Origin of the sequence: Streptomyces sp. NPDC058008 (genome assembly GCF_042886395.1) — a bacterium.
Lineage (GTDB): Bacteria > Actinomycetota > Actinomycetes > Streptomycetales > Streptomycetaceae > Streptomyces.
In genome coordinates this window covers 52,250-78,127 of sequence record NZ_JBHVQX010000036.1, presented here as the reverse complement: position 1 = coordinate 78,127, position 25,878 = coordinate 52,250, and the positions used below count along the sequence as shown (strand labels likewise).

25 protein-coding genes and 1 riboswitch are annotated in these 25,878 nt (G+C 71.3%); of the genes, 10 read left to right on the top strand and 15 right to left on the bottom strand.

What is annotated here, in order from left to right; all coding sequences use genetic code 11:
* Nucleotides 1–37: 37 nt before the first annotated feature.
* The 4 genes from ACFVS9_RS29180 to ACFVS9_RS29165 form a co-directional block, all read right to left on the bottom strand.
* On the bottom strand, nt 38–1,564 hold the full coding sequence (locus ACFVS9_RS29180; protein ID WP_383118627.1) for a glycoside hydrolase family 3 protein: 1,527 nt from the start codon (nt 1,562–1,564) through the stop codon (nt 38–40).
* Between the two features lie 9 nt (nt 1,565–1,573).
* On the bottom strand, nt 1,574–2,446 hold the full coding sequence (locus tag ACFVS9_RS29175) for a carbohydrate ABC transporter permease (RefSeq protein ID WP_383118626.1): 873 nt from the start codon (nt 2,444–2,446) through the stop codon (nt 1,574–1,576).
* Nucleotides 2,443–3,459, bottom strand: a complete 1,017-nt coding sequence (locus tag ACFVS9_RS29170; RefSeq protein WP_383118625.1) for a carbohydrate ABC transporter permease — start codon at nt 3,457–3,459, stop codon at nt 2,443–2,445. Before ACFVS9_RS29170 ends, ACFVS9_RS29175 begins: the two co-directional genes overlap by 4 nt.
* Nucleotides 3,460–3,581: 122 nt before the next feature.
* Complete coding sequence (locus ACFVS9_RS29165; RefSeq protein ID WP_383118624.1) at nt 3,582–4,880, bottom strand: sugar ABC transporter substrate-binding protein; 1,299 nt, start codon at nt 4,878–4,880, stop codon at nt 3,582–3,584.
* Nucleotides 4,881–5,166: 286 nt separating this feature from the next.
* Here ACFVS9_RS29165 and ACFVS9_RS29160 point away from each other — a divergent pair, with 286 nt between their 5' ends.
* From ACFVS9_RS29160 to ACFVS9_RS29140, 5 genes are all read left to right on the top strand, one after another.
* Nucleotides 5,167–5,937, top strand: coding sequence for a GntR family transcriptional regulator (locus ACFVS9_RS29160; protein WP_383118628.1), 771 nt, complete (start codon nt 5,167–5,169; stop codon nt 5,935–5,937).
* A gap of 183 nt (nt 5,938–6,120) precedes the next feature.
* Nucleotides 6,121–6,384 (top strand): DUF3311 domain-containing protein, encoded by a 264-nt coding sequence (locus ACFVS9_RS29155; protein WP_389937130.1) that lies wholly within the window; start codon nt 6,121–6,123, stop codon nt 6,382–6,384.
* Nucleotides 6,381–8,033, top strand: a complete 1,653-nt coding sequence (gene mctP, locus ACFVS9_RS29150) for a monocarboxylate uptake permease MctP (protein WP_383118622.1) — start codon at nt 6,381–6,383, stop codon at nt 8,031–8,033. Before ACFVS9_RS29155 ends, mctP begins: the two co-directional genes overlap by 4 nt.
* Before the next feature lie 241 nt (nt 8,034–8,274).
* A riboswitch (cobalamin riboswitch) is annotated at nt 8,275–8,411 on the top strand.
* Nucleotides 8,412–8,549: 138 nt separating this feature from the next.
* Entirely contained in the window at nt 8,550–10,943 is a 2,394-nt protein-coding gene (locus tag ACFVS9_RS29145; RefSeq protein ID WP_389937126.1) for a ribonucleoside-diphosphate reductase subunit alpha, read from the top strand.
* Entirely contained in the window at nt 10,943–11,959 is a 1,017-nt protein-coding gene (locus ACFVS9_RS29140; protein ID WP_383118620.1) for a ribonucleotide-diphosphate reductase subunit beta, read from the top strand. The genes ACFVS9_RS29145 and ACFVS9_RS29140 overlap by 1 nt, the downstream gene beginning before the upstream one ends.
* Here the strand turns inward: ACFVS9_RS29140 and ACFVS9_RS29135 are convergent.
* Nucleotides 11,956–12,168, bottom strand: coding sequence for a hypothetical protein (locus ACFVS9_RS29135; protein ID WP_383118619.1), 213 nt, complete (start codon nt 12,166–12,168; stop codon nt 11,956–11,958). The two genes, ACFVS9_RS29140 and ACFVS9_RS29135, sit on opposite strands and share 4 nt — an antisense overlap.
* A gap of 81 nt (nt 12,169–12,249) precedes the next feature.
* Between ACFVS9_RS29135 and ACFVS9_RS29130 the strand changes: the two genes are divergently transcribed.
* Nucleotides 12,250–13,224 carry a GlxA family transcriptional regulator gene (locus tag ACFVS9_RS29130; protein WP_389937122.1) on the top strand — a complete coding sequence of 325 codons (975 nt, stop codon included), beginning with the start codon at nt 12,250–12,252 and terminating at the stop codon, nt 13,222–13,224.
* 23 nt (nt 13,225–13,247) lie between these two features.
* On the opposite strand, the gene ACFVS9_RS29125 is transcribed toward ACFVS9_RS29130, so the two are convergent.
* The 9 genes from ACFVS9_RS29125 to ACFVS9_RS29085 form a co-directional block, all read right to left on the bottom strand.
* Nucleotides 13,248–13,985 carry a D-Ala-D-Ala carboxypeptidase family metallohydrolase gene (locus ACFVS9_RS29125; protein WP_383118617.1) on the bottom strand — a complete coding sequence of 246 codons (738 nt, stop codon included), beginning with the start codon at nt 13,983–13,985 and terminating at the stop codon, nt 13,248–13,250.
* 165 nt (nt 13,986–14,150) lie between these two features.
* A complete protein-coding gene (gene def / locus ACFVS9_RS29120) occupies nt 14,151–14,789 on the bottom strand; it encodes a peptide deformylase (protein WP_383116808.1) in 639 nt (212 codons plus the stop codon).
* Between the two features lie 81 nt (nt 14,790–14,870).
* On the bottom strand, nt 14,871–15,863 hold the full coding sequence (locus ACFVS9_RS29115; protein ID WP_389937118.1) for a tetratricopeptide repeat protein: 993 nt from the start codon (nt 15,861–15,863) through the stop codon (nt 14,871–14,873).
* A 91-nt stretch (nt 15,864–15,954) separates the two neighbouring features.
* A complete protein-coding gene (locus ACFVS9_RS29110) occupies nt 15,955–17,202 on the bottom strand; it encodes an HD-GYP domain-containing protein (protein ID WP_383116810.1) in 1,248 nt (415 codons plus the stop codon).
* Nucleotides 17,199–18,587, bottom strand: a complete 1,389-nt coding sequence (locus tag ACFVS9_RS29105; RefSeq protein WP_389937115.1) for an HD-GYP domain-containing protein — start codon at nt 18,585–18,587, stop codon at nt 17,199–17,201. The genes ACFVS9_RS29110 and ACFVS9_RS29105 overlap by 4 nt, the downstream gene beginning before the upstream one ends.
* A 136-nt stretch (nt 18,588–18,723) precedes the next feature.
* A complete protein-coding gene (gene rsrA, locus ACFVS9_RS29100; protein ID WP_382490892.1) occupies nt 18,724–19,044 on the bottom strand; it encodes a mycothiol system anti-sigma-R factor in 321 nt (106 codons plus the stop codon).
* Nucleotides 19,041–19,697, bottom strand: coding sequence for a sigma-70 family RNA polymerase sigma factor (locus ACFVS9_RS29095; RefSeq protein ID WP_187281824.1), 657 nt, complete (start codon nt 19,695–19,697; stop codon nt 19,041–19,043). The genes rsrA and ACFVS9_RS29095 overlap by 4 nt, the downstream gene beginning before the upstream one ends.
* A gap of 290 nt (nt 19,698–19,987) precedes the next feature.
* Nucleotides 19,988–20,659 (bottom strand): alpha/beta family hydrolase, encoded by a 672-nt coding sequence (locus tag ACFVS9_RS29090; RefSeq protein ID WP_389937106.1) that lies wholly within the window; start codon nt 20,657–20,659, stop codon nt 19,988–19,990.
* Between the two features lie 9 nt (nt 20,660–20,668).
* Nucleotides 20,669–21,484 (bottom strand): SOS response-associated peptidase, encoded by an 816-nt coding sequence (locus tag ACFVS9_RS29085; protein WP_383116813.1) that lies wholly within the window; start codon nt 21,482–21,484, stop codon nt 20,669–20,671.
* Between the two features lie 74 nt (nt 21,485–21,558).
* Here ACFVS9_RS29085 and ACFVS9_RS29080 point away from each other — a divergent pair, with 74 nt between their 5' ends.
* The 4 genes from ACFVS9_RS29080 (at nt 21,559) to ACFVS9_RS29065 (ending at nt 25,231) form a co-directional block, all read left to right on the top strand.
* Nucleotides 21,559–22,272, top strand: a complete 714-nt coding sequence (locus tag ACFVS9_RS29080; protein WP_383116814.1) for a M50 family metallopeptidase — start codon at nt 21,559–21,561, stop codon at nt 22,270–22,272.
* 114 nt (nt 22,273–22,386) lie between these two features.
* Nucleotides 22,387–23,766: a 3-phosphoshikimate 1-carboxyvinyltransferase gene (aroA, locus tag ACFVS9_RS29075; RefSeq protein WP_383116815.1), complete on the top strand. Its 1,380-nt coding sequence runs from the start codon at nt 22,387–22,389 to the stop codon at nt 23,764–23,766.
* A 4-nt stretch (nt 23,767–23,770) separates the two neighbouring features.
* Nucleotides 23,771–24,787, top strand: a complete 1,017-nt coding sequence (gene rsgA / locus ACFVS9_RS29070; RefSeq protein ID WP_383116816.1) for a ribosome small subunit-dependent GTPase A — start codon at nt 23,771–23,773, stop codon at nt 24,785–24,787.
* A gap of 120 nt (nt 24,788–24,907) precedes the next feature.
* Entirely contained in the window at nt 24,908–25,231 is a 324-nt protein-coding gene (locus tag ACFVS9_RS29065; RefSeq protein ID WP_014154170.1) for a multidrug efflux SMR transporter, read from the top strand.
* Here ACFVS9_RS29065 and ACFVS9_RS29060 read toward each other — a convergent pair.
* Nucleotides 25,161–25,754 (bottom strand): TetR/AcrR family transcriptional regulator, encoded by a 594-nt coding sequence (locus tag ACFVS9_RS29060; RefSeq protein ID WP_383116817.1) that lies wholly within the window; start codon nt 25,752–25,754, stop codon nt 25,161–25,163. The two genes, ACFVS9_RS29065 and ACFVS9_RS29060, sit on opposite strands and share 71 nt — an antisense overlap.
* Nucleotides 25,755–25,878 lie beyond the last annotated feature (124 nt).

Genomic DNA, 25,878 nt, shown 5'->3' with positions numbered 1-25,878 from the left:
GTCCGGGACAGGTGTCCCGGACCCCGCCGCCCCGTGCTCACCCGTCCAGCGCCCCCGTGATCGCCTCGGCCGCCGCGACGCCGCAGACCCGCGCGGCGCCGTGCGTGGCGATGTGCGGCGCGCCCCGGGGCGGTGCGACGGCCAGGCCCATCTCGACCACGACCGTGTCGGGGCGTGCCGCGAGCAGCGCGTCCAGTGCCGCGCCCATCCACGCGTGCCGGTGCTCGTCGCGGACGACGGCGACGATGCGCCGCTCCCCCGCCGCCTTCAGCACCTCGGCCGCGGGTTCCGCGCTCCCGGCACCGTAGGTGCCCGTGAGGGTGCCGGGCAGCAGCCGGGTCAGCTCGGCCCCGACGCCCCACGGCGTCTCGGCGCCGACCGCGATGTTGGCCACCGGGGTGAAGGCCGCGACGTACGCCGGCCCGCTCAGCGGCCCGGCGGTGCCCGTGACGGTCACGGCCCGGCGGGCCGCGACGAGTCCGACGTCCGCTCCGGCGCCGGGCGCGGTCCCCTCCTGCGTGTCCGCGCCCGGCTCCGGGACAGCCCCCCTGACCCTCTGCGTCCAGGACGCGAGGGCCCGTACGCGTGCGGCCGCGTCGGCCAGCCGCTCCTCGGGCAGTTCGCCGCCGCGCACGGCCGCCACCAGGGCGTCGCGCAGCCGCAGGACCGTCTCCTCGTCGGCCAGCCCGCCGCCGACGCAGATGGCGTCCGCGCCCGCGGCGATGGCGAGGACGGACCCGCGCTCGATGCCGTACGTGCCGGCGATGGCGTCCATCTCCATGCCGTCGGTGACGATCAGCCCGTCGTAGCCCATCTCCCGGCGCAGCAGACCGGTGAGGATCTGCGGGCTCAGGGTCGCGGGCCGGTCCGGGTCCAGTGCGGGGAGCAGGATATGGGCGCTCATCACCGCTTTGGAACCCGCCGCGACGGCGGCCCTGAAGGGCACCAGCTCACGGGCGTGCAGGGTCTCGGAGTCCACGTCGATGCGGGGCAGCGAGTGGTGCGAGTCGACCGCCGTGTCGCCGTGCCCGGGGAAGTGCTTGGTGCACGCGGCGACACCGGCGGCCTGGAGCCCCTCGACGTAGGCGGCGGTGTGACGGGCCACGAGCCCGGTGTCCGCGCCGAAGGAGCGCACACCGATGACCGGGTTGGCCGGGTTTGAGTTGATGTCCGCGGACGGCGCCCAGTTGAGGTTGACCCCGCACTCGGCCAGCCGTCGGCCGAGCTCCCGGGCGACGGCCCTGGTCAGGTCGACGTCGTCGACGGAGCCGAGGGCGAAGTTGCCGGGGAAGGACGATCCGTCGCGGACCTCCAGCCGGGTGACGTCGCCGCCCTCCTCGTCGATGGCGACGAGCACGTCGTCGCGCTCGGCCCGCAGCCGGGCCGTCAGCGAGGCGAGCTGCTCGGGCGAGTGGATGTTCCGGCCGAACAGCCCGACGGAGGCCAGGCCTTCGCCGACCCTGCGCAGGAGCCAGTCGGGGGCGGTCGTGCCGGTGAAGCCAGGCTGGAGGACGGCGAGCGCGTCGCGGGTGACGGTGTCCGTGGTGGATACGAGTGTGGTCATGGGGCTGCGTTATCCCTTCACGGCGCCGGAGGTGAGCCCCGTAGCCATCTTCCCCTGGATGATCATGAAGAAGATGACGACCGGGATGGAGATGAGCGTGGAGGCCGCCATCAGCGCGCCGTAGTCCGTACCGCGTTCCGTCGTGAACGTCATCAGCCACACGTTGAGCGTGTACTTGGAGTTGTCGTTGATCAGGATGTACGCGAAGAGGTACTCGTTCCAGGCGTTGACCAGCGCGAAGATGGACGCGGCCGCGAGGCCGGGCGCCAGCAGCGGGAAGATGACCCGGCGGAAGGCCCCCATGCGGGTGCAGCCGTCCACCATCGCGGACTCCTCGAGCTCCACCGGGATGTTGATCACGAACCCGCGGATCATGATGGTCGCGAAGGGCAGCGTGGACACCAGGTAGACGACGATGAGTCCCCAGTACTCGTCGATGCCGCCCAGCGCGTTGAGCTGGAGGTAGATCGGGATCAGCATCGCGGTCGGCGGCAGCATCTGGACGAGGATCATCACCATCATCAGCGCCTTCCGCCCGAAGAAGCGGAAGCGTCCGATGGCGAGGGCCGCGAGGGTCGCGATGATCATCCCGCCGACGACCGCCGTGACCGAGACGATGAGGCTCGACTGGATCGCCGTGGCGAAGTTGTCCTGCTTCACCGCGCGCGCGAAGTTGTCGAAGGTGAGGGAGGACGGCCACAGGGTCTGGTCGTAGGACCGGATCTCGTGGTTGGGGCGCAGCGAGCTGACGATCAGCCAGTAGACCGGGAAGGCCATGACCCCGGCCGTGACCAGCGCGAGGATGTTGTAGCCGAGGCGGTTCCGCTTGCGGTCGGGCCGCAGGACCTGGGCCGGCGCGTTCGTGGGCGTGGAGGCGCTCATTCGACCTCTCCCGTCTTGATCAGCTGGCGCAGGTAGTACACGGCGACGCCGGAGAGCATCAGGACGGTGATCAGTGCGATCGCGCTGCCCTGGCTGAAGGAGGTGGACTCGAACGCCTTGGAGAAGGAGTAGAGGCCGAGGGTCTCGTACTCGGGTTCGGGCTTGTTGCCCCGCAGCAGCCAGATCTGGCCGAACACGTTGAAGTCCCAGATGACCGAGAGCGTGGCGACCATCGTGAAGACGGGCTTGATGACGGGCCAGGTCACGAAGCGGTACACGCCGAAGGCCGTGGCCCCGTCGAGGGAGGCGGCCTCCTCCAGTTCCTTGGGGACCTGGGTGAGGGCCGCGTACATCGTGATCACGACGAACGGGATGGCGCCCCAGACGACCAGGAGCGTGATGATGCCGAAGCCCTGCCAGGGGTCGAGGAACCAGTTGTGGCCGAGCCACCGGTCCTCGTCGCCCGTGATGTCGGCGAGCAGGGTGTTGATCAGGCCGTAGTCGGAGTCGGAGAGCCAGCGGAAGACCGAGGCGGCGACCATGAGCGGCATGGACCAGGCGGCGATGAGGGCCACGGTGAGGACGAGCCGCACCCAGGTGGACAGCCGCAGCATCATCAGGGCGATGAGCAGGCCGATGCCCATGGTCAGCACGACGCAGATGGTCATGAAGACGACGGTTCTGCCGACGACCGACCAGAACTCCGGGTCACCGAGGATGTTGGTGAACTGCTCGAAGCCGACCCACGGTGTCTCGCCGTTGCCCCAGAGGGCCGCCCGCCCCAGGTCCTGGAAGGACATGATCACGGTCTTGATCAGCGGGTAGACGTAGACGGCGGCGATCGCCAGGATCGCCGGCAGGATCAGGAGGTAGGGGAGGAGTTCCCCCTTCTTCCGCCGCTTCTTCGGGCGCGGCCCGGCGGTCTCCTGCTCGGAGGGCGGGTTCCCGGTCTTCTCCGGGACACGCGGTACGGGTACCGGTGGACCGGCGGCCTTGGTGTCGGCAGCAGCCACGTGACTGACCTTCCATCGGGATTCCGGGGGTCTGCACCCGGGAATCACGGCGTTCTACCTGAAAAGGAGGCGGGGGCCCGGTGTTCGCCGGACCCCCGCCTGGAGAGCCGAAGGCCCGGGGACTACTTGTTGATGAGCTCGTTGACCTTGTCGTCGGCCTTCTTGGCGGCGTCGGCCACCGAGGCGCCCTTGAGGATCTCCAGGAGCATGTTCTCCAGGACCTCCTCCTTCTCGATGGAGGTCCAGCCCGGCGCGATCGGCGTGAACCAGGCGTCCGGCACCGCGTTGGCGACGGCGGCCGTCTCCGGCTTGGACTTCAGCGGCTCGAGCTGCTTCTCGTTGTTCGGGAGGATGTTCTTGGAGGTGAGCACCTCCTGCGACTTCTCACTGGTGAAGAGCGACACCCACTCCTCGCCCAGGTCGGTGACCTTGGACTTGGCGGTCACCGCGAGGTCCGAACCGCCGATGAAGGACGGGAGGGCCTTGCCGTTCGGGCCGGGCATGCCGGCCGTGCCGATCTTGCCCTCCAGCTTCGGGTTGCCGTTGTTGGCGCCGTCGACGACGGAGCCGGCCTCCCAGCCGTTGCCGTAGATCAGGGCCGCCTTCTCGTTGGCCATGACGTTGGCGTGGTCCTGCTCGTCCTTGGTCTGGTCGGCCTTGTTGTACTTCTTGACCAGGTTGACGAAGTGCTCGATGCCCTTCTGGGACTCGGGGGAGGAGAGGTTGCCCTTCCACTCCTTCGCGCCCTCGTCGTACTCGGCGATGGAGCCGCCGTAGCCCGCGACGTAGGACATGGCCGCGTACCAGTAACGGCCCGGCAGGTAGAGGGACGAGAAGCGCTTGTCCTTCTTGCTGTACTCGGCCGAGACCTTGTCGAGTGCGGCGAGCATCTCGTCCTCGGTCTGCGGGAGGACGTCGCTGCCGGTGCCCTTCTTGAGCATGTCCTTGTTGTAGATCGCGACACGGGCGCCCGCGTAGTAAGGCACGCAGAACTGCTTGCCCTCGAAGGTGCAGGTGTCCTTCAGACCCTTGATCCAGGTGTCCGAGTTGTCATACTTCTTGGGGTCGATCTCGGCCAGGGCGCCGTTGAGGATGTACTGCATCGTCTCGGTGTTGCCGAGCTCGACGACATCCGGGAACTTGTCGCCGCCGAGGGCCGTGTCGAGCTTCTTGGCCTTGTCCGCCCACTGCTGGTACTGGACGTTGACCTTGACCTTCGGGTACTTCTTGTTGAACTGCGCGTTGACGTCCTTGACCAGTTCCGGCCAGGTGCTCTGCGCGTCGACCATCAGCCAGACCGTCAGGCTCTCCGTTCGGTCCTTCGGGTCCTTCGCGGCGTTGTCATTACTGTCCCCACCACACGCCGCGATTCCGGTCATCATCGCTGCGACGCCAACGGCCGCAATGAGCTTGCGCTTCATGCCACACCCTCCTCAGGGATACCAGCAACCCCCCGCCCACCGCGAAGACGTACGCCTGGCGCTACCTGTGGGTCTGGGACCTGGTCTTTAATGGTTTAGACCAGTACCGGGAGCTTGGCCTAGACCTTTAGGGGTGTCAAGGGTGTATAAGAAGTGCACTCGCGTCCGTTATCGGACCGACACCTGAGGGAGGGCGACGACCCGTGACGAGGCCGTGCCACCATGTGAGCCGCGACAGACGGAGGAGCCGGTGACGGCAGCAACGCAGCAGTCGGGAAGGCGGGCCATGGGTGCCGACGGGGGCAGCAGTACGAGTGGGACCGGCGCGGCCGCGGGCGCGCGCACGGCACGCGTCCCCAAGTACTACCGGCTCAAGCGCCATCTCCTCGACATGACGGACACCATGCCTCCGGGCACCCCGGTGCCGCCCGAGCGGACCCTGGCCGCGGAGTTCGACACCTCGCGCACCACGGTGCGCCAGGCACTCCAGGAGCTGGTGGTCGAGGGCCGGCTGGAACGCATCCAGGGCAAGGGCACCTTCGTCGCGAAGCCGAAGGTCTCCCAGGCGCTGCAACTGACCTCGTACACGGAGGACATGCGCGCCCAGGGACTGGAACCCACGTCCCAGCTGCTGGACATCGGCTATGTCACGGCGGACGACACGCTCGCCGGGCTGCTCGACATCACGGCGGGCGGGCGGGTGCTGCGCATCGAGCGTCTCCGGCTCGCCAGCGGCGAACCGATGGCCATCGAGACCACGCACCTTTCGGCCAAACGCTTCCCCGCGCTGCGCCGTTCGCTGGTGAAGTACACCTCGCTCTACACCGCCCTGGCCGAGGTGTACGACGTCCGGCTCGCCGAGGCCGAGGAGACCATCGAGACCTCTCTCGCCACGCCGCGCGAGGCGGGACTGCTCGGTACCGACGTCGGCCTTCCGATGCTCATGCTGTCCCGCCACTCGATCGACGGGGACGGCGAACCGGTGGAGTGGGTGCGCTCGGTGTACCGGGGCGACCGGTACAAGTTCGTGGCCCGCCTGAAGCGTCCCACCGACTGAGACGGTCACGGAACCCACCGACGGCTGGATCCTCCCGCACGCGCGCGGGAGGATCCAGCCGTTTCGCATGACACAGGACCGTTGCAGGACCGAAATACGGACGGGGGGTGACGGTGGCCGGACCTCTCGCCTAGATTTCCTGCGCGTCGCACCAGGTGATCAGCGAGGGGACGGAGTCGCCACATGCCAGAAGAAACCGATGCGAACCCACCGACAGCACCGACAGTGACACCCGCCAGAGTGGTGATCGCGCTCTGCCTGATCGCCCCGTTCGTGGCGATGCTCTGGGTGGACTCGTACGCGAAGGTAGAACCGACCTTCATCGGCATCCCGTTCTTCTACTGGTACCAGATGCTCTGGGTGCTCATCTCGACCACGCTCACCATGATCGCGTACAAGCTGTGGCAGCGTGACCAGCGCGCCCGCAAGGGGGGTGCTTCCGCATGAAGGACGGCGTGAACGGCGTCGCGCTCGCCGTGTTCATCTTCTTCTTCGTGGCCGTCACGGTCATCGGGTTCATGGCCGCGCGCTGGCGCAAGGCGGAGAACGAGGCCAGCCTCGACGAATGGGGCCTGGGCGGACGCTCGTTCGGCACCTGGGTCACCTGGTTCCTGCTGGGCGGGGACCTCTACACGGCGTACACCTTCGTCGCGGTGCCCGCGGCGATCTACGCGGCGGGCGCGGCCGGCTTCTTCGCCGTCCCGTACACGATCCTCGTCTACCCGCTGATCTTCACCTTCCTGCCGCGCCTGTGGTCGGTCTCGCACAAGCACGGCTACGTCACCACCTCGGACTTCGTCCGGGGCCGGTTCGGCTCCAAGGGCCTCTCGCTGGCGGTCGCCCTCACCGGCATCCTCGCCACGATGCCGTACATCGCGCTCCAGCTGGTCGGCATCCAGGCCGTGCTGGACGTCATGGGCGTCGGCGGCGGCGAGAACACGCACTGGTTCGTCAAGGACCTGCCGCTGCTCATCGCGTTCGCGGTCCTCGCCGCGTACACCTACTCCTCGGGGCTGCGGGCGCCCGCGCTCATCGCGTTCGTCAAGGACGGCCTGATCTACCTGGTCATCGCCGTGGCGATCATCTACATCCCGATCAAGCTCGGCGGGTTCGGCGAGATCTTCGCCAAGGCCAACGACGCCTTCGCGCAGACCAACCCGGCGACGGGACAGCCGCGCGGCGCCCTGGTGCCCGGGGACATGGGCCAGTGGGGCTACGCCACGCTGGCGCTCGGCTCGGCGCTGGCGCTCTTCATGTACCCGCACTCGATCACGGCGACGCTCTCCAGCCGCAGCCGTGAGGTGATCCGGCGCAACACCACGATCCTGCCGCTGTACTCGCTGATGCTGGGTCTGCTGGCCCTGCTCGGGTTCATGGCGATCGCCGCCGGGATCAAGGTGGACAACGGGCAGCTGGCCATCCCGCAGCTGTTCGAGAACATGTTCCCCGACTGGTTCGCGGGCGTGGCCTTCGCCGCGATCGGGATCGGCGCCCTCGTGCCGGCCGCGATCATGTCGATCGCCGCGGCGAACCTCTTCACCCGCAACATCTACAAGGACTTCATCAAGCCCGACGCCACCCCGGCCCAGGAGACCAAGGTCTCCAAGCTGGTCTCGCTCCTGGTCAAGGTCGGCGCGCTCGCCTTCGTCCTCACCATGGACAAGACGGTCGCGATCAACTTCCAGCTGCTGGGCGGCATCTGGATCCTCCAGACGATGCCGGCCCTGGTGGGCGGCCTGTTCACCCGGTGGTTCCACCGCTGGGCGCTGATCGCCGGCTGGGCGGTCGGCATGGTCTACGGCACGGTGGCCGCGTACGGTGTCGCCAGCCCGACGCAGAAGCACTTCGGCGGCTCCTCGAAGGAGATCCCGGGCATCGGCGAGATCGGCTACATCGGTCTCACCGCGATCGTGCTGAACATCCTCGTCGTGGTCGTGCTGACCTTCGTCCTGAACGCCGTCAAGGCCCCGGCCGGTGTGGACGAGACCGCGCCGTCCGACTACACGGCGGACGTCGGCGACCCCGGCGTCCAGGCCGAGCTCCCGCCGGCCACGGAGGGCTCGCCGGGCGGTCACGCCCCGCTGGAACGCCTGTAGGGCGCACGGTCCCGTCCCCGGCAGGGCTCTCCCCGCCGGGGACGGCCGTGCGAGGGGCCGGTGGGACTCCCCGGAACAGCCCGGCCGTCCGCGGAGGCCACCCGGCGGATCCACCGGCGCCCCTGCCCCGGAGGGGCCCCGGAACGGGCCCCCGGCCCGGTCCCCGGCCTCGCCCCGGCGGCGTCCCGCCCGGCCTTCCGACCCGTCGCGACACTACATGTGGGGGCCGCAGCAATCGGCGGCCCCCACATGTATGCTCGACCTCGCTGTCGCCGCAGGGGAATCCGGTGCGAATCCGGAACTGTCCCGCAACGGTGTGATCGGTGTGCTTCTGCGCACCGCGGAGTCCGAAGACCTGTCGACAGTGCGTCCGGCTCGACCGAACCGGACGCAGAGACGTCCGGGCCCCGCGGAGGGCCGGTGGACGCCGTGCGCACCGTGCTGCCCTCCCCCGGGTGTCCACGTGTCCGGCTGCCCCGCTCCCGCAGGCCCTGAGCCGAGCGAGGGATAGCCCCAGTGACCATCGCGCCAGCAGACCCGGTTTCAGCCGCGGAATCCGAAGGCCGTACGACCGACGCGCCCGGGACCGCACTGCTGCGGACCCTGACCGGCCTCACCGCCGACCTCCCCGACACCGACCCCGGACGGGTCGCCGCCGCCGCGCTGCGCGGCCGCAACGCCCGGTCGGACGAGGCGGAGCTGCGCACGCTGGCCACCGAGGCGGCCGCCGGCCTGATCTCCGAGGACCCGGCCTACTCCCGGCTCGCCGCGCGGCTCCTCACCCGGGCCATCGCGGACGAGGCCGCCGGCCAGGGAGCGGTCTCCTTCTCGGCGTCGGTCACCGTCGGACACCGCGAGGGACTGATCGCGGACCGCACGGCCGAGTTCGTCGCACTGCACGCCACCGCCCTCGACGCCCTCGTCGACCGGGCGCTGGCCGACGGCGCCGACGACCGCTTCGGCTACTTCGGCCTGCGGACGCTGCACAGCCGGTACCTGCTGCGCCACCCGCTCAGCCGCGAGGTCGTCGAGACCCCGCAGCACTTCATGCTGCGCGTCGCCTCGGGCCTCGCCGAGGACACCTCCGAGCGCGCCCTGGAGGAGGTGGCCGCGCTGTACGGGCTGATGAACCGGCTCGACTACCTGCCCTCCTCCCCCACCCTCTTCAACTCCGGCACCCGCCACCCGCAGATGTCGTCCTGCTACCTGCTGGACTCGCCGCTGGACGAGCTCGACTCGATCTACGACCGCTACCACCAGGTGGCGCGCCTCTCCAAGCACGCGGGCGGCATCGGCCTCTCCTACTCCCGCATCCGCGCCCGCGGTTCACTCATCCGGGGGACCAACGGGCACTCCAACGGCATCGTCCCGTTCCTGAAGACGCTCGACGCCTCCGTCGCCGCGGTCAACCAGGGCGGCAGGCGCAAGGGCGCCGCCGCCGTCTACCTGGAGACCTGGCACGCGGACATCGAGGAGTTCCTGGAGCTGCGCGACAACACGGGTGAGGACCAGCGGCGTACGCACAACCTCAACCTGGCGCACTGGATCCCGGACGAGTTCATGCGCCGGGTCGACGCGGACACCGAGTGGTCGCTGTTCTCCCCGGCCGACGCCCCCGAGCTGGTGGACCTGTGGGGCGAGGAGTTCGACGCGGCCTACCGCGCGGCCGAGGCCAGGGGCCTGGCCCGCAGGACGATGCCGGCGCGTGAGCTGTACGGGCGCATGATGCGCACCCTCGCACAGACCGGGCAGGGCTGGATGACGTTCAAGGACGCCTCCAACCGGACGGCGAACCAGACCGCCGAGCCGGGCCGGGTCGTCCACTCGTCGAACCTCTGCACCGAGATCCTCGAAGTGACCGACGACGGCGAGACGGCCGTCTGCAACCTGGGGTCGGTCAACCTCGGCGCGTTCGTCACGGGCGGCACCCTCGACTGGGAGCGGCTGGACGCCACCGTCCGCACCGCGGTGACCTTCCTGGACCGCGTCGTGGACATCAACTTCTACCCGACCGAGCAGGCGGGCCGGTCCAACGCCCGCTGGCGCCCGGTGGGCCTGGGCGCGATGGGCCTCCAGGACGTCTTCTTCCAGCTGCGGCTGCCCTTCGACTCCCCCGAGGCCCGCGCGCTGTCCACGAAGATCTCCGAGCGGATCATGCTCGCCGCCTACGAGGCCTCGTGCGACCTGGCCGAGCGCTCGGGCCCGCTCCCCGCCTGGTCCGAGACCCGCGCCGCCCGCGGCGTGCTGCACCCCGACCACTACGACACCGAGCTGAACTGGCCGGAGCGCTGGGACGCGCTGCGCGCCCGGGTCGCGAGGAGCGGGATGCGCAACTCCCTGCTGCTCGCCATCGCGCCGACGGCGACGATCGCCTCGATCGCCGGGGTGTACGAGTGCATCGAGCCGCAGGTCTCCAACCTGTTCAAGCGCGAGACGCTCAGCGGTGAGTTCCTCCAGGTCAACGCCTACCTGGTGGACGAGCTGAAGAAGCTCGGTGTCTGGGACGCGCGGACCCGTGAGGCGCTGCGCGAGGCCAGCGGCTCCGTGCAGGGCTTCTCCTGGATCCCCGAGGACGTGCGGGCGCTGTACCGCACGGCGTGGGAGATCCCGCAGCGCGGCCTGATCGACATGGCGGCGGCCCGTACGCCGTTCCTCGACCAGAGCCAGTCGCTGAACCTGTTCCTGGAGACACCGACGATCGGCAAGCTCTCCTCGATGTACGCGTACGCCTGGAAGCGGGGGCTGAAGACGACGTACTACCTGCGCTCACGTCCGGCGACCCGGATCGCCCGCGCGGCGTCCGGGACGACGGCCGCCGCCCCCATCCCCGTACAGCAGGCCTCGGCACCCGACGCGGACGCGATCGCCTGCTCCCTGGAAAACCCCGAGTCCTGCGAGGCCTGCCAGTAATGAGCACATCCGAGAACAAGAACCTGCTGGACCCCGGCTTCGAGCTGACCCTGCGCCCGATGCGCTACCCGGACTTCTACGAGCGCTACCGGGACGCGATCAAGAACACCTGGACGGTCGAGGAGGTCGATCTCCACTCGGACGTCGCCGACCTCGCCAAGCTCTCACCGGGCGAGCAGCACATGATCGGCCGGCTGGTCGCGTTCTTCGCGACGGGCGACTCGATCGTCTCCAACAACCTGGTGCTCACGCTCTACAAGCACATCAACTCGCCCGAGGCGAGGCTGTACCTGTCGCGCCAGCTGTTCGAGGAGGCCGTGCACGTCCAGTTCTACCTGACGCTGCTCGACACCTACCTCCCCGACCCGGAGGACCGCGCGGCGGCCTTCGACGCGGTCGAGGAGATCCCCTCCATCCGTGAGAAGGCGCAGTTCTGCTTCCGGTGGATGGACTCGGTCGAGAAGATCGAGCGGCTGGAGACGAAGGCGGACCGCCGGCGTTTCCTGCTCAACCTGATCTGCTTCGCCGCGTGCATCGAGGGGCTCTTCTTCTACGGCGCCTTCGCGTACGTCTACTGGTTCCGCTCGCGCGGTCTGCTGCACGGTCTCGCCACGGGCACCAACTGGGTGTTCCGCGACGAGACGATGCACATGAACTTCGCCTTCGAGGTCGTGGACACCGTCCGCAAGGAGGAGCCCGACCTCTTCGACGACGAGCTCCAGCAGCAGGTCACCGACATGCTGCGGGAGGCCGTCGAGGCGGAGCTGCAGTTCGGCCGGGACCTGTGCGGCGAGGGCCTGCCGGGGATGAACACCGAGTCGATGCGCCAGTACCTGGAGTGCGTCGCCGACCAGCGGCTGACCCGGCTCGGCTTCCCCGCGCTCTACGGTTCCGAGAACCCGTTCTCGTTCATGGAGCTCCAGGGGGTGCAGGAGCTGACCAACTTCTTCGAGCGCCGTCCCTCCGCCTACCAGGTGGCGGTGGAAGGGACCGTCGGCTTCGACGACGACTTCTAGATCCTGGCCCAGGACCTGACGTACGGGCGCCGTGCGGCCGTGACCGGCTGTGCGGCGCCCGCCGTCCGCGGGGGCGTCGCCCCTCTGCCGCGCCGCGCGTCCCGCAGGGCGCGGTCGATGCGGCGCTCCCGTGCGAGGCCGACCAGCGCGGGCAGCAGGACGAGGGCGAAAAGTGCGGCTATGACCAGGTAGCTCAGGAATGTGTTCATGGCTCTACTGTCGCCCGTGCGAAGGGATTTGGTGAGTGGCAGGACTGCCACTCACCATCGAATTGCTGCCACACTGGCGCCATGCTGAAGAATGTCGCGGCCCTGCTTCTCGACGAGATCCATCCCTTCGAACTCGGCGTCGTGTGCGAGGTGTTCGGACTCGACCGGTCCGAGGACGGACTGCCGGTGTACGACTTCGCGGTCGTGTCCGCCGAGGGGCCGGTCCTGCGGACCCACGCGGGCTTCACCCTCACCACCCCCCACGGACTGGAGCGGCTGGAGGAGGCCGACCTCATCGCCGTACCGGCGGGGAGCCACTTCATCGACCGGGAGTACCCCGAGGAGGCCCTGGACGCCCTGCGCCGGGCCGTCGGGCGCGGCGCCCGGGTGCTGAGCGTCTGCTCCGGCGCCTTCGTCCTCGGCGCCGCCGGACTGCTGGACGGCCGCCGCTGCACCACGCACTGGCGCCACTCCGACGAGCTGGCCCGCCGCTTCCCGGCCGCCCGGGTCGAGCCGGACGTGCTCTACGTGGACGAGGGGCCGGTCATCACGTCGGCGGGAACGGCCGCCGGGATCGACGCCGCCCTGCACCTGGTCCGGCAGGCCCACGGCCCGGCCGTGGCGAACGCCGTCGCCCGGCGCATGGTGGTCCCTCCGCACCGGGACGGCGGGCAGGCGCAGTACATCAAGCGTCCGCTGCCCCGCACCCGGTGCGACACGGTCGGCGAGACGCTCGCCTGGATGGAGCGCAACCTCGACGAGGAGATGACCGTCGAGCAGCTGGCCGCCCAGACCCACATGTCACCCCGCACCTTCGCGCGCCGCTTCCAGCAGGAGACGGGCACCACCCCCTACCGCTGGCTGCTGAGGCAGCGCGTGCTGCTGGCGCAGCACCTGCTGGAGACCTCGGACGAGACCGTGGACACGATCGCGGGGCAGACCGGCTTCGGGAACGCGGCGGCGCTGCGCCACCAGTTCGTCCGTTCGCTGGGCACGACGCCGAACGCCTACCGCCGCACCTTCCGGGGACCGTCCGACGTGACCGAGGCGGCCTGAGCGGACGGTCCCCGAAGGGACTGTCAGATACCGCAGCCGGAGGCCGACCAGAAGTGGTTCGGCCCCTGGTTCACGTGGATGTGGTCACCGTGGCCGGGGTACCCCGGGCCGAGGATCCCGTTGAAGCCGTGGTTGCGGGCCTGCTGGGCGATGGTGCACAGGGAGTGCGGTCCCGCGCCGAGATCGACGGCGTCCCCGTAGAGGTGGCGGCTGTTCGTGGCCCCGCCGACCGCCGAGTTGCAGGAGGTGGAACGGAAGCCGCTGGTGACGCGGAGGGGCTGGTCGCCCAGGGCGTGCCGCAGGGCCTCCAGTTTCCACATGCTGCTCAGCGCGTTGGCCTTGGCCGTGCCCGCGGCGACGGCTCCGCCCGCCCAGGTGCTGTTGCACCGGTTGAGCTCGGGGTAGGTGAAGTGGACCGGCGTGCAGTCGTCGTCCTGGAGGGCGTAGAGCTTGGCCTGCGTGGCCGGCCCGGCGATCCCGTCGGCGGCGAGGCCGTACGCGGACTGGAAGCGCTTGACCGCCGCCGTGGTGGCGGGTCCGTACGAGCCGTCGACGGCCAGCACGGAGTTGTAGCCGGGATAGCCGGCCACCCGGATCTGGAGCTGGGTGACGTCGGCGCCGGTGGCGCCGGAGGACAGGGTGCGGCTCCAGGTGTAACAGCCGTCGGCCTGGGCGGTGCCTGCGGTGACGACGGCACCGCCGATCGCGAAAGCCATGGTCATGACAAGGCCGAGCAGCAGATGTGCGGTACGTCTGAGCATGGGGATCTCCCTGCACGATGAGGCGTAGAGGTGAGGTGTGGGGACGAGCCTGGCGGACGGGTCGACGCGCGTCAACCACCCACCGGACGGCGACCGCACCGCGCGGAGGGTACGGACTGGGCCGGGGCCCTGCCCGTCGGGCGGGGCCCCGGCCCAGTACGGCGGTCAGTCGTTGGCGACGACCTCGTAGCGCGGGGTGCCCTCGGCCATCTGCTTCAGCGCGTCCTTGCGGTCCCGCTTGGAGAGCCGGTCGATGTACAGGTAGCCGTACAGGTGGTCCGTCTCGTGCTGGAGGCAGCGCGCGAAGTAGCCGCCGCCGCGCACCCGCACCGCGTTGCCCTGGGCGTCCTGGCCCCGCACGACCGCGTAGTCGGGGCGCGCCAGCGCGGCGTACGCCGTGGGCACGGAGAGGCAGCCCTCGTTGGAGTCGTCGAGGTTGCGCCGCTCCGGGGCGAGGTCCTCCAGCACCGGGTTGCAGATCGCGCCGACGTGCCGGACCCCGTCGTCGTCCATGCAGTCGTAGACGAAGACCTTGCGGTCCACACCGATCTGGTTGGCGGCCAGGCCCACGCCCTCCGCCGTCCGCTGGCTGGCGAACATGTCGTCGATCAGCCGCGCGAGCTCGTCGTCGAACTCCGTGACGTCCCTGCACTCCTTGTGCAGGACCGGGTTGCCGACCACCGTGATCGGGCGGGACGTGCCGCGCTCCCGGTGCGCCGCCTCGCGCGCCTCGCAGTCCTCGGTGTCCACGAGGAATCCCTCGTCGTCCACACCGGTCCGCTCGTCCGTCTCCTGCTGCGACATGTCCGCCGTACGCCTTCCTGCAAACCTGAACCCGTGAGTGACCGCACCGGAATCGGTGCCCGTACAGCCTACGGGCACCGCTCAGCAGACTTCTTCCAGATCCCGCCACTCACGGCTGTCCGGACTGTCGGCCACCCAGCCGTCCAGCAGGCCCCGCACCAGCGCCGCCGGGGCCGCTATCCCGCACTCACGCTCCGGTACCCACAGGTCACCGGCGGTGCGGTGGCCCAGCGGCCCGGGGTGGCCCGGCTCGCTGTGGTCGTGCGGGTCCAGGTGCTCGCCGTCGCCCTCGTCGCTGTCCATACGGCTCTCCGAGCAGGCGCGGCAGAGCAGCCGCACGGAGGACGACCAGTCCTCGGCGGCGAACCCGGCGTCGGAGGCGAGCTGCTCCAGCGCGTCCCGGTCGGCCTCGGTGGCGGCCTCCAGGAGCACCACCCAGGTGGGGACCGGGGAGGGCGCCCACAGCTCGATCTCGTCGAAGACCGGGTACGACGGCCCGGCCGCCGTGACCCGCTCGCCGTTGGGCACCCCGTCGTGCAGCACGACCTCGCCCCAGCGCCGCCCCGAGGAGGGCAGCGGGATCGACAGCACCTCCATGCGGGCCGGATCGAGCCTGCGGCCCCAGACCACCTCGGCCTCGCCCTCGGGCGAGAGCCGCACGGCCGCGCTGCCCAGCTCCATGCCCGTCGGCTCGCTGTTGGCCACCGCGTTGTGCTGGCCGGTGCCCGGCACCCTGAGCCCGTAGGCCTGCCAGGCCCGGCGGGCCAGCGGCCAGTCCTGCAACGCGGTGGCCGCGATCCCGACGTTCCACCAGTCCGGGGCCCCGGACTCACGGTCCAGCAGCGCCACCGCGCGCAGGCCCGCGGCCCTCGCCTGTTCCCAGTCGTGCCGGAACTTGTGCAGCAGCGCCAGATTGAACCAGGACTCCGAGAGCCAGGGCTCCAGGTCCGCCGCGCGCGTCAGCAGGGCCCCCGCGTCCTCGTACCGGCCGTCGCCGATCAGCGTGAACGCGCGGTCCGTGGCCTGCCGCCAAGAGGCGGACGGCCGATGCCGTACCTTCCCGAAGATCCTCACGATTCCCGCCTGTCCCGACTGGACACCCTCGTTTTCCGCTCTCCTTCGCATCCAACCATGCCCGGCCGGACGCCCGCTCATTACCCATGGGTTACCCGGTCCCCACAGGGGTCGGACCGCCCCGCGCCAGGACTCTGGCCAGCGCCTCCACCACCAGGGGCTGGTAGTCGCGTCCGGTGCCGAGCCTGAGCTGCTCCAGGGCCCCCAGAGACCCCTCGGCGCCTTCCCCGCACAGGTCGTCGTACGCGTTGACCGTACGGACGATCCTGGCGGCGGTCTGCTGTTCCCGGTAGGGATCGGCCTGCTGCTCCACCACCGCCGCGACCGCAGGGTCCACACCCGTCTGACGGACCACCGCACCTCCCAGCAGCGCGATCCGCCGCTGCTCGGCCTCCGGGAGGACCGCGGTCGCGCCGTCGGCCACCGGGTCGACGAGCGAGAGCTGTCCGATGTCGTGCATCAGCGCCGCGTACTCCAGCACGCTCAGCTCGGGCCCGGCGAGCCCCAGCTCCCGCCCGACGGCCGCGGAGAGCTCGGCCACCCTGCGGGCGTGCCCGTGCGGGGTGTAGCCCGCGATCTCGGTGGACCGGGCCAGGGACGCGATGGTCTGCCGGTACGTCGTGCGGACGGCGGCGTACCGGCGGAAGGACACCTGGGTGAGCAGCAGCGGCACGCACAGGACGGGCAGGGCCCACAGCCCCGCGACGGCGACCCCGAGCGCCATCACGGCACCGGTCGCGCAGACGGCGGGGCCGATGCCGCTGAGCGCGCGCAGCTCGTCGCGGAGCCTGGGCCCGTACGGACGGGACGGGTCCGCCGTCGCGGCCGCCAGCACGGCGTCGCACAGGGCGGCCAGGGCCAGCAGCACGATCAGGAAGAGGGCGAAGAAGGGTCCCTCGCCGAACCAGCGCTCCGAGCGGCCCGAGTGGTGCAGCGGCTGGAAGCACACGGCGGTGAAGGCCACGCCCAGTACGCGGCGGGCCACGTGGTCGGCTCCGGGTCCCCTGCCGCGCGCCACGTGGGGCACGGAGGCCAGCAGCTGCGCCGCGACGACCACGGTGACCACCTGGAGGACGCCGTGCGACGTGTCCTGCCCTCCGCTGCGGCCCAGCAGCGCGTACGCGAGCGCCCCGGCCGCGCCCAGGGGCGCGGGTTCGCGCTCGCCGGGCAGGGCGCCCCAGCGGGCCAGCTCGCCGACGGCGACCAGGACGCCGAAGGCGAGGGCGTGGCCGGGCTCGACGACACCGTGCCACAGGGTGTGGCCGAGCGCGACGGCCGCCACGGCCAGGGCCGCGCCACGGACCGCGAGTGCGACGGGCTGCGGGTACGGCGGCCTCACCGGGGCCGTCCCGGCAGGTCCGGGGACCCGGTGGCGGGCGGCCGGACCCCCTCCCGCTGCTGCGGCACCCCGGCCGGCTCCTCGTCCGAGGTGACCGTGTTGGCGGCGGCGGACCAGCCGTGCCGGTCCAGGGCGCGCGCCAGCGCCCGCACCATACGCGGGTCGAACTGGCTCCCGGCGCAGCGCCGCAGCTCCTCGACGGCGGCGGGCACGGGCCGGCCGCGCCGGTAGGAGCGTGTCGAGGTCATCGCGTCGAAGGCGTCCGCGACGGCGACGACCCGGGCGAACTCGGGAATGCTCTCGCCGGCCAGGCCGTAGGGGTAGCCGCTGCCGTCGAGCCGCTCGTGATGGTGCAGGATCGCGGCGCGCGCCTCGTCGAGGAAGCCGATCCCCCGGACGATCTCGTGGCCGTACTCGGGGTGCAGCTCGATGACGCGGCGCTCCTCGGGGGTGAGGGGGCCGTCCTTGCGCAGGACCCGTGTCGGGACGCCGAGCTTCCCGACGTCGTGCAGGATGCCGGCGAAGCGGAGGGCCTCCATCCGGCTCTCCTCCATGCCGAGTTCACGGGCGATCAGCTCGGAGGCCCGGCCGACCCGCTCGCTGTGCCCGCGCGTGTAGCCGTCCTTGATGTCGACCGCCTGGACGAGCGCCCTGATCGTGGCGCGGTGCGCCGCGTGCCGGCGGTGGTACTGCGCGAAGACCCAGCAGGAGATGTACATCGGCAGCAGGACGACCAGCGCGGACAGCGGTCCGTACGAGCTGCGCCACAGGACGGCCATCATCAGCCCGGCGAGCGCGTGCACCAGGTGGGGCCCCACGGAGCGGGCCGGCAGCCCGCGCCAGGCGTGCGCGACGGCCACGCGCTCGGCGGTGGCGAGGACGGCTCCGTCCAGCGCGGCCAGCACGAGGCTGAAGACGAGCGCCGTCGCGCAGGCGGGGACGAGGGCGTACGGAAGGGCCGGGAGGGTGTTCCCCGAGGTGCCGCCGAGCGTGGCGGGGCCGCCGAGGAGCCCGTAGGTCCAGGAGGCCGCCCCCACGGTCAGGGCGAGCTGGGCGGCGCGCCAGATCCGCCGGGCCGCGGCCGGCGGCTGTTCGACCCGGCCCGCGAGCGCTCCGGGTACGGCGACCAGGACGGCCGCGGAGGGCGGCAGCAGGAAGGCGGCCGCGAGCAGCAGGGGAAAGAACGATCCGGCACCGACGGGCACGGAGCTTCCGGGGACGCGGCGGCGGCCCGGGAGTTCACAGGCCGCGTAGAGCCCGGCCAGCAGGCAGAGCGTGCCCCAGGGGGTGGAGGCCTCCGGCGGGAACGCGGGAAGGGCGCAGAGCACGGCGAGGACGGCCGTGCAGAGGATGAGGGCGCGTGCCGCCCCCGGTGTGCCCCTCACCTGTACCGCCCGCCCCCAGCCTGGTCGATGAAGGCGCCAGGCTAGCGAGGTGGGGGGTGGTAAGGGCCGGAACGAGCGTGATTAGCACATTCGGGTGAAACGACAGGGGGAGCTCAGCGCTCGCGGCGGAGGGCCGTCATTCGGCGGTGGCGGCCGGACGGTCGGCGCCGCCCATGGCCACGTCCTGCTCGGGCACGGCCTGACCCGAACGGATCAGGTCGATCCGGCCCATGACCTTGGAGCGCAGGTCGGCCGGGACGTCGTCCTGACCGCAGCAGCGCTTGACCAGCTTCTTCACGGCCTGTTCGAGGCCGTACTTCTCCAGGCACGGGGAGCACTCCTCGAAGTGCACCTCGAACTTGGTGCAGTCGCCCTCGGGCATCTCATGGTCGAGAAACTCGTAGAGATGATCGAGAACCTCTGAGCAATCCGTCTCGTGCGGCTCTCCGCAGCTCATGAGGCCGAGCCTTTCGTGTCGTCCGACTCACCGGCTCCGGCCGGGACGAGCCCGCGCTCACGCGCGTAGTCCTCCAGCATGCCGCGCAGCTGACGGCGTCCCCGGTGCAGCCGGGACATCACCGTACCGATGGGTGTCCCCATGATGTCCGCGATCTCCTTGTAGGCAAAGCCCTCCACATCGGCGAGATACACGGCGATGCGGAATTCCTCGGGGATCGACTGCAACGCCGACTTCACGTCGGAGTCCGGCAGGTGGTCGAGCGCCTGGGACTCCGCCGAGCGCAGCCCGGTCGACATGTGCGACTCCGCACGCGCCAGCTGCCAGTCCTCGATCTCCTCGGCCGCGCTCCGCTGGGGTTCGCGCTGCTTCTTGCGGTACGAGTTGATGAAGGTGTTCGTGAGAATGCGGTACATCCACGCCTTGAGGTTGGTGCCCTCACGGAACTGGTGGAAGGACCCGTACGCCTTGGCGTACGTCTCCTGGACCAGGTCCTCGGCGTCCGCGGGGTTGCGCGTCATGCGCAGCGCGGCCGAGTACATCTGGTCGAGGTATCCGAGGGCGTCCCGCTCGAAGCGGGCGTTGCGCTCGGCAGTCGTCTCCTGCGCACGGCCGTCGTCGGTCCCTGTGTCGGTCCCAGTGACCGGACCCACCTCCTCCAACGATGTGGCGGAGCCGAAACCGGACCCGCTCGCATCGGAGAATAGTCGACCTTGCTTCCGTGCGGGCTGCCGATCGGTTCCGCCCGGGGCGCGCGCCGGAGTGCTCTTGGCCGCGTGAAGCACCGTCCACTCCAGCTCTGCGGCGTTCGAGCGGCTCGGGCAGATGGTCGAACCCATGCGACGGACTCCCTCTCCACGTACGACGTTGTTGTACCGACATCAGCCACAACAGCCGTCCGGCACCGCGCATTCCCGGGGCGTGCGCGGGTGCGTGGGCGGGACTACGTGGTCACCGGGAGGGCGTCCAGCCAGTCGGCCACCGCCCCGGCGAGGAGGTCCGTCGCCTGATCCTGGGTCAGCGGCGCCTTCCGGGGCACGGCGAAGCCGTGGTCCGCGTACGGGACCTCGACGAGAGCGTGCTCCCCGGGCGGGAACTCCTCCGGCCGCCCGAACGGGTCGCGTCCGCCCTGGACCACCAGGGCGGGCACGCCGGCCCCGAGCAGCTCGTCCGCGCGGGACCTCTCCGGTCTGCCCGGGGGGTGCAGCGGGAAGCTCAGGGCGAGCACGGCGCGGGCGCCCAGTTCCGCCGCCGTGCGGCAGGCCACCCGGGCCCCCGCGCTGCGGCCCCCGGCGACGACGGGGAGCCCGGGAGCGGCCAGGGCCGGCCACAGCCCGCGCCAGCCGGTGTCCAGGGTCCGGGGCGCCGGCGCCAGCTTCTTCCCGGCCACCCGCCACGGCTGCTCGACCAGGGCGACGGTGACCCGGCGGGCCGGGAGCGCCGCGGCGAGGGCCTGGAGGTCGCGGGCCTCGGTCCCGCCGCCCGCCCCGTGGCCGACGGCGAGCACCAGCCGGGCCCCCTTCGCCGGCAGCCAGGTGATCCTGGCCTCACCGGCGTCCGTGCCGACGTTCTCGGTTCTCTGCGCTGTCCCTGCGGTACGGCTCACACGGTCCATCCTGCCGGGTCAGAAGAGCGTTTCCGCCTCCGGCGCGGCCAGCTCCTGAAGGAGTTCGGGGCCGTTGTTGCGGACGTTGCTGACGGCGGTGGCCACCGGGTAGGCCCGCATCAGCCCCTCGGGCGGCGGCGCCAGCAGCGCCTTCAGCTCCTCGACGTCGGTGCGGGACGGGTCGAGCCAGTCGTCCCAGCGGTCGGGGGTCAGCATCAGCGGCATCCGGGGGTGGATGGCGGAGAGCGAGGCGGGCCCCTCGGCGGGGGCCACGGCGAGCGGGGCCGTCTCCGCCTCGGTCGTGATGACCGAGCAGGTCGCCCACCAGGCCTGCGGGTGGTCGTCGGGCAGCGTCCGGTCGCGCCAGAACTCGTACAGCCCGGCCATGGCGAGGACGGAGCCGTCCGCGGGCGTCACGAAGTACGGCTGCTTACGGGGCCGCTTCTTCCTCCCCTTCTCCTCCAGCTGCCGTTCCTCGGCCCCGGTGACCCACTCGTAGTAGCCGTCGGCGGGCAGGATGCAGCGCCTGGACGCGAAGGCCCGGCGGAAGGAGGGCTTCTCGTGGACCGTCTCCGCACGGGCGTTGATCATGCGGGCCGCGCCCTCGGGCGACTTGGCCCAGGACGGTACGAGTCCCCACTTCAGGACGCGCAGCTGGCGAACCGGACGCCGGTCCTCTGCGTCCTTCACAGGACGGTCCAGAACGGCGTGGACCTCCTTGGTCGGCGCGACGTTCCAGTCGGGCTCCAGGGTCTCGGTGGGTTCCCACCTCTCCACTCCGAAGAGCCCGGTCAGGTCCTCGGGCCGCCGACTCGCTGCATACCGTCCGCACATAAGTGCCAGACTGCCACGACCCGCCGACCGAGCGGACCCCGATCCCTCGAGCACCTCAAGGAGCCGCCCGCACCATGGACAGCACCGATCTGGGCGATCTGTGGGATCGCGTCTTCGGGACCCAGTCCGCGCCCGAGCAGTGGCTCGTGGTCGTGACGGCCACCGTGGCGCTGACCGCCGTCGTGCCGAACTTCATATGGCGGCTCTCCCGCAACGCGATCACCATCGCGCACGAGGGCGGCCACGGCCTCGTCGCCCTGCTCACCGGCCGGCAGCTCTCCGGTATCCGGCTGCACTCGGACACCAGCGGCCTGACCGTCAGCCGCGGCAAACCGGCCGGCATCGGCATGATCCTCACCGCGGCGGCCGGCTACACGGCGCCGCCCCTGCTCGGTCTGGGCGGCGCCTGGCTGCTGGCCGACGGACGGATCACGCTGCTCCTGTGGCTGGCGACCGCCCTCCTCGCGGTGATGCTGGTGATGATCCGCAACCTGTACGGGGCGCTCACCGTCATCCTCACGGGTACCGCCTTCCTGCTGGTGTCCTGGCTGACCTCGGCGGACGTCCAGGCGGCGTTCGCGTACACCGTGGTGTGGTTCCTGCTGCTGGGCGGCGTGCGCCCGGCGTTCGAGCTCCAGTCCAAGCGCAGGCACGGCGGCGCCCCCGACTCCGACGCCGACCAGCTCTCCCGGCTGACGCACGCCCCGGCCGCGATGTGGCTCCTCCTCTTCCACGTCGTCTCGCTGTCCTCGCTGATCGGCGGCGGACGCTGGCTCCTCGGGCTGTGAGGGCGCCCGGCCGGACGTGATCGCGGGCCCGCCTGTACCACCCTTGTATTACGTCCCGGTTTCAGCGCTTTTGTTCAGGATCTGGGATTGCGGTGAGCCACTAAAGTGAGGGGCATGACCGAAAGTTCCGTGCACCCCGCCCTCTGGCCCGCCCCCCGAGCGACCGCGGCGGTCGACGCGACCGTCACCGTGCCCGGTTCGAAGTCGGTCACCAACCGCGCCCTCGTCCTCGCCTCGCTGTCCTCCGAGCCGGGATGGCTCCGCCGTCCGCTGCGGTCCCGCGACACCCTCCTGATGGCGGGGGCCCTCCGCGCGATGGGCGTCGGCATCGAGGAGGGCGTCGGACCGGACGGCTCGGGCGAGGCCTGGCGGGTCATCCCCGCCGGTCTGCACGGCCCGGCGCGGGTGGACGTCGGCAACGCGGGCACGGTGATGCGCTTCCTGCCGCCCGTGGCCGCCCTCGCCGACGGGCCCGTCCACTTCGACGGCGACCCCCGCTCCTACGAGCGCCCGCTGCACGGTGTCATCGGCGCCCTGAAGTCCCTGGGCGCCCGGATCGACGACGACGGCAGGGGGACGCTGCCGATGACCGTGCACGGCGCGGGCGCCCTGGACGGCGGCCCGGTGTCCATCGACGCCTCCTCGTCCTCCCAGTTCGTCTCCGCGCTGCTGCTGTCCGCCCCCCGGTTCAACCAGGGTGTCGAGGTGCGCCACACCGGCTCCGCGCTGCCCTCCATGCCGCACATCCGGATGACCGTCGACATGCTGCGCTCGGTCGGTGCCCAGGTCGACGAGCCGGAGTCCGGCGGCGAGCCCGACGTCTGGAGGGTCTCCCCCTCCGCCCTGCTGGGCCGCGACCTCACCGTCGAGCCCGACCTCTCCAACGCCCAGCCGTTCCTCGCCGCCGCGCTGGTGACCGGGGGCCGGGTCACCGTCCCCGACTGGCCGCTGCGGACCACCCAGCCGGGTGACGCGCTGCGCGAGATCTTCACCGCCATGGGTGGTGTGTGCGAGCTGACCGAGCACGGTCTCACCTTCACGGGCTCGGGCTCGGTCCACGGCATCGACGTCGACCTGAGCGAGGTCGGCGAGCTGACCCCGGGCATCGCGGCCCTGGCCGCCCTCGCGGACTCCCCGTCCACCCTGAGCGGGGTCGCCCACCTGCGGCTGCACGAGACGGACCGGCTGGCGGCACTCACCAAGGAGATCAACGCTCTCGGCGGTGACGTCACGGAGACCGCCGACGGTCTGCGGATCAGGCCCCGCGCCCTGCACGGCGGCGTCTTCCACACGTACGACGACCACCGGATGGCCACCGCGGGCGCGGTCATCGGCCTCGCCGTGGCCGGCGTGGAGATCGAGAACGTCGGCACGACGGCCAAGACCCTCCCGGACTTCCCGGACATGTGGACCGGCATGCTCGGGGAACCCTCCGGCGCCGTCGGCGTCTCGCCCGGGGCGCTCGGCGCCCCCGCGGGCGGACGCGGGGTCTGAGGGCATGCGCCGCTACGGGAAGAACCCCGACGAGGACGACATCCGCGTCCGCCCCAACCCCAAGGGCAACCGGCCCCGCACCCACACCCGCCCCAAGCACGAGGACGCCCGGGACGGCATGGTCCTCACCGTCGACCGGGGCAGGCTGACCTGCCTGGTCGAGGACCGCACGGTGACGGCCATGAAGGCGCGTGAACTGGGCCGCAAGGCCGCCGTGGTGGGCGACCGGGTCTCCCTCGTGGGCGACCTCTCCGGCGACAAGGACACGCTGGCCCGCATCGTGCGGATCGGCGCGCGTACCTCGGTGCTCCGCCGCACGGCGGACGACGACGACCCCTTCGAGCGGGTGGTCGTCGCCAACGCCGACCAGCTGGCCGTCGTCACCGCCCTCGCCGACCCCGAACCCCGCCCGCGCATGATCGACCGCTGCCTGGTGGCGGCGTACGACGGCGGGCTGACCCCGCTCCTCGTGCTGACCAAGTCGGACCTGGCCCCGGCGGACAAGCTGCTGGAGGCGTACACCCCGCTCGGCGTCCCCTACATCGTGACCAGCCGCGAGGAGCTGGAGAACGGCGACGCCGCCGACCGGGTGCGGGAGTTGCTGAACGACCGGGTGACCGCGTTCGTCGGGCACTCCGGGGTCGGCAAGACGACGTTGGTCAACGCCCTGGTGCCGAAGGACCGGCGGCGTACGACCGGGGTCGTCAACGCCGTCACGGGGCGCGGCCGGCACACCACCACCTCGGCGCTCGCGCTGCCGCTGCCTGACGGCCGCGGCTGGGTCGTCGACACCCCGGGCGTCCGCTCGTTCGGTCTGAACCACGTCGACCCCTCACGGGTCATCAACGCCTTTCCCGACCTCCAGCCCGGCACGGAGGACTGCCCGCGCGGCTGCACCCACGACGCCCAGGCGCCGGAGTGCGCGCTGGACGCCTGGGTCGCCGAGGGGCACGCCGATCCGGCACGGCTCGACTCGCTGCGCAGGCTGCTGGCGACCCGGGAGCGGCGCGAGGGCGACTGAGGCACGGCGGGCGCGGACTCCGGACCTCCCGACTCGCGCACGTTTGCGGGCTCCCACGGCTGGTAAGGGCATAATCGCGCAAGCGGGACGAAGCATCACCTACGTGGGAGGCACCTGACGATGGCGTGGTTGCTGGTCGTGGTCGCCGGACTGCTGGAGACCGGCTTCGCCGTGTGCCTGAAGCTTTCGCACGGGTTCACCCGGCTCTGGCCGACGGTCGCGTTCTGCGCGTTCGCCCTCGGCAGCTTCGGTCTGCTCACGCTGGCCCTCAAGAAGCTCGACGTCGGTCCGGCCTACGCCGTGTGGACGGGCATCGGGGCGGCGGGGACCGCGATCTACGGGATGGTCTTCCTGGACGACGTCGTCTCCACGCTCAAGCTGGTGTCGATCTCGCTGGTGATCGTCGGCGTGATCGGTCTGCAGCTGTCCGGTTCGGCGCAGTGAGCTCCGTGGCCGGCACCAGCGTGTAGGAGAGGGCCAGCCTGAGCGCGGTCTCGCAGACCAGTTCGAGGTGCGCCGGGTCGCGCGGTGGTGCCGCGCCCTCCGCCAGAGCGGCCACGGCACGGTCCCGGACGAGCGCCAGCAGTTCGGCGGGCGTGGGCGGCGGCGCACCGGCGGAACGGCCGTCGGCCGGTACGGGCAGGTGGTCCCCCCAGACGCCCGTGAGCAGCGCCCTGACCAGAACGTCCGAGTGGGCGGCCCTGACGGTCCAGAGGGCGAGCTCCACGGGCCCCTCCCCCTCGGCGCGGTGGGCGTCGAGCGTCCGTTCCACTCCGGCCAGGTAGCGGTCGGCCGCGCGCCGGATCAGCGCCCGCGCGAGACCGTCCTTGCTGCCGAACTCGTTGTAGAGGGTCTGCCGGGAGACCCCGGCCCCGGCCGCCACGTCGACCATGCGCACGGCCCTCCAGGGCAGCGAGGAGAGCGCCGCGTACGCGCAGTCCAGCAGTGCTTCTCGCGCTGAGGGCATGGCCGCCTCCCACGCCGGGGCCCGCGCATCAGAGTTGACGCGCGCCGGGGCACTGTCAAGGGTCCGCGCGCCGCCGGAGCCGGGTGAGGGGGCGGCGGGCGCGCGCGGGGCCGTGTAGCCCGGC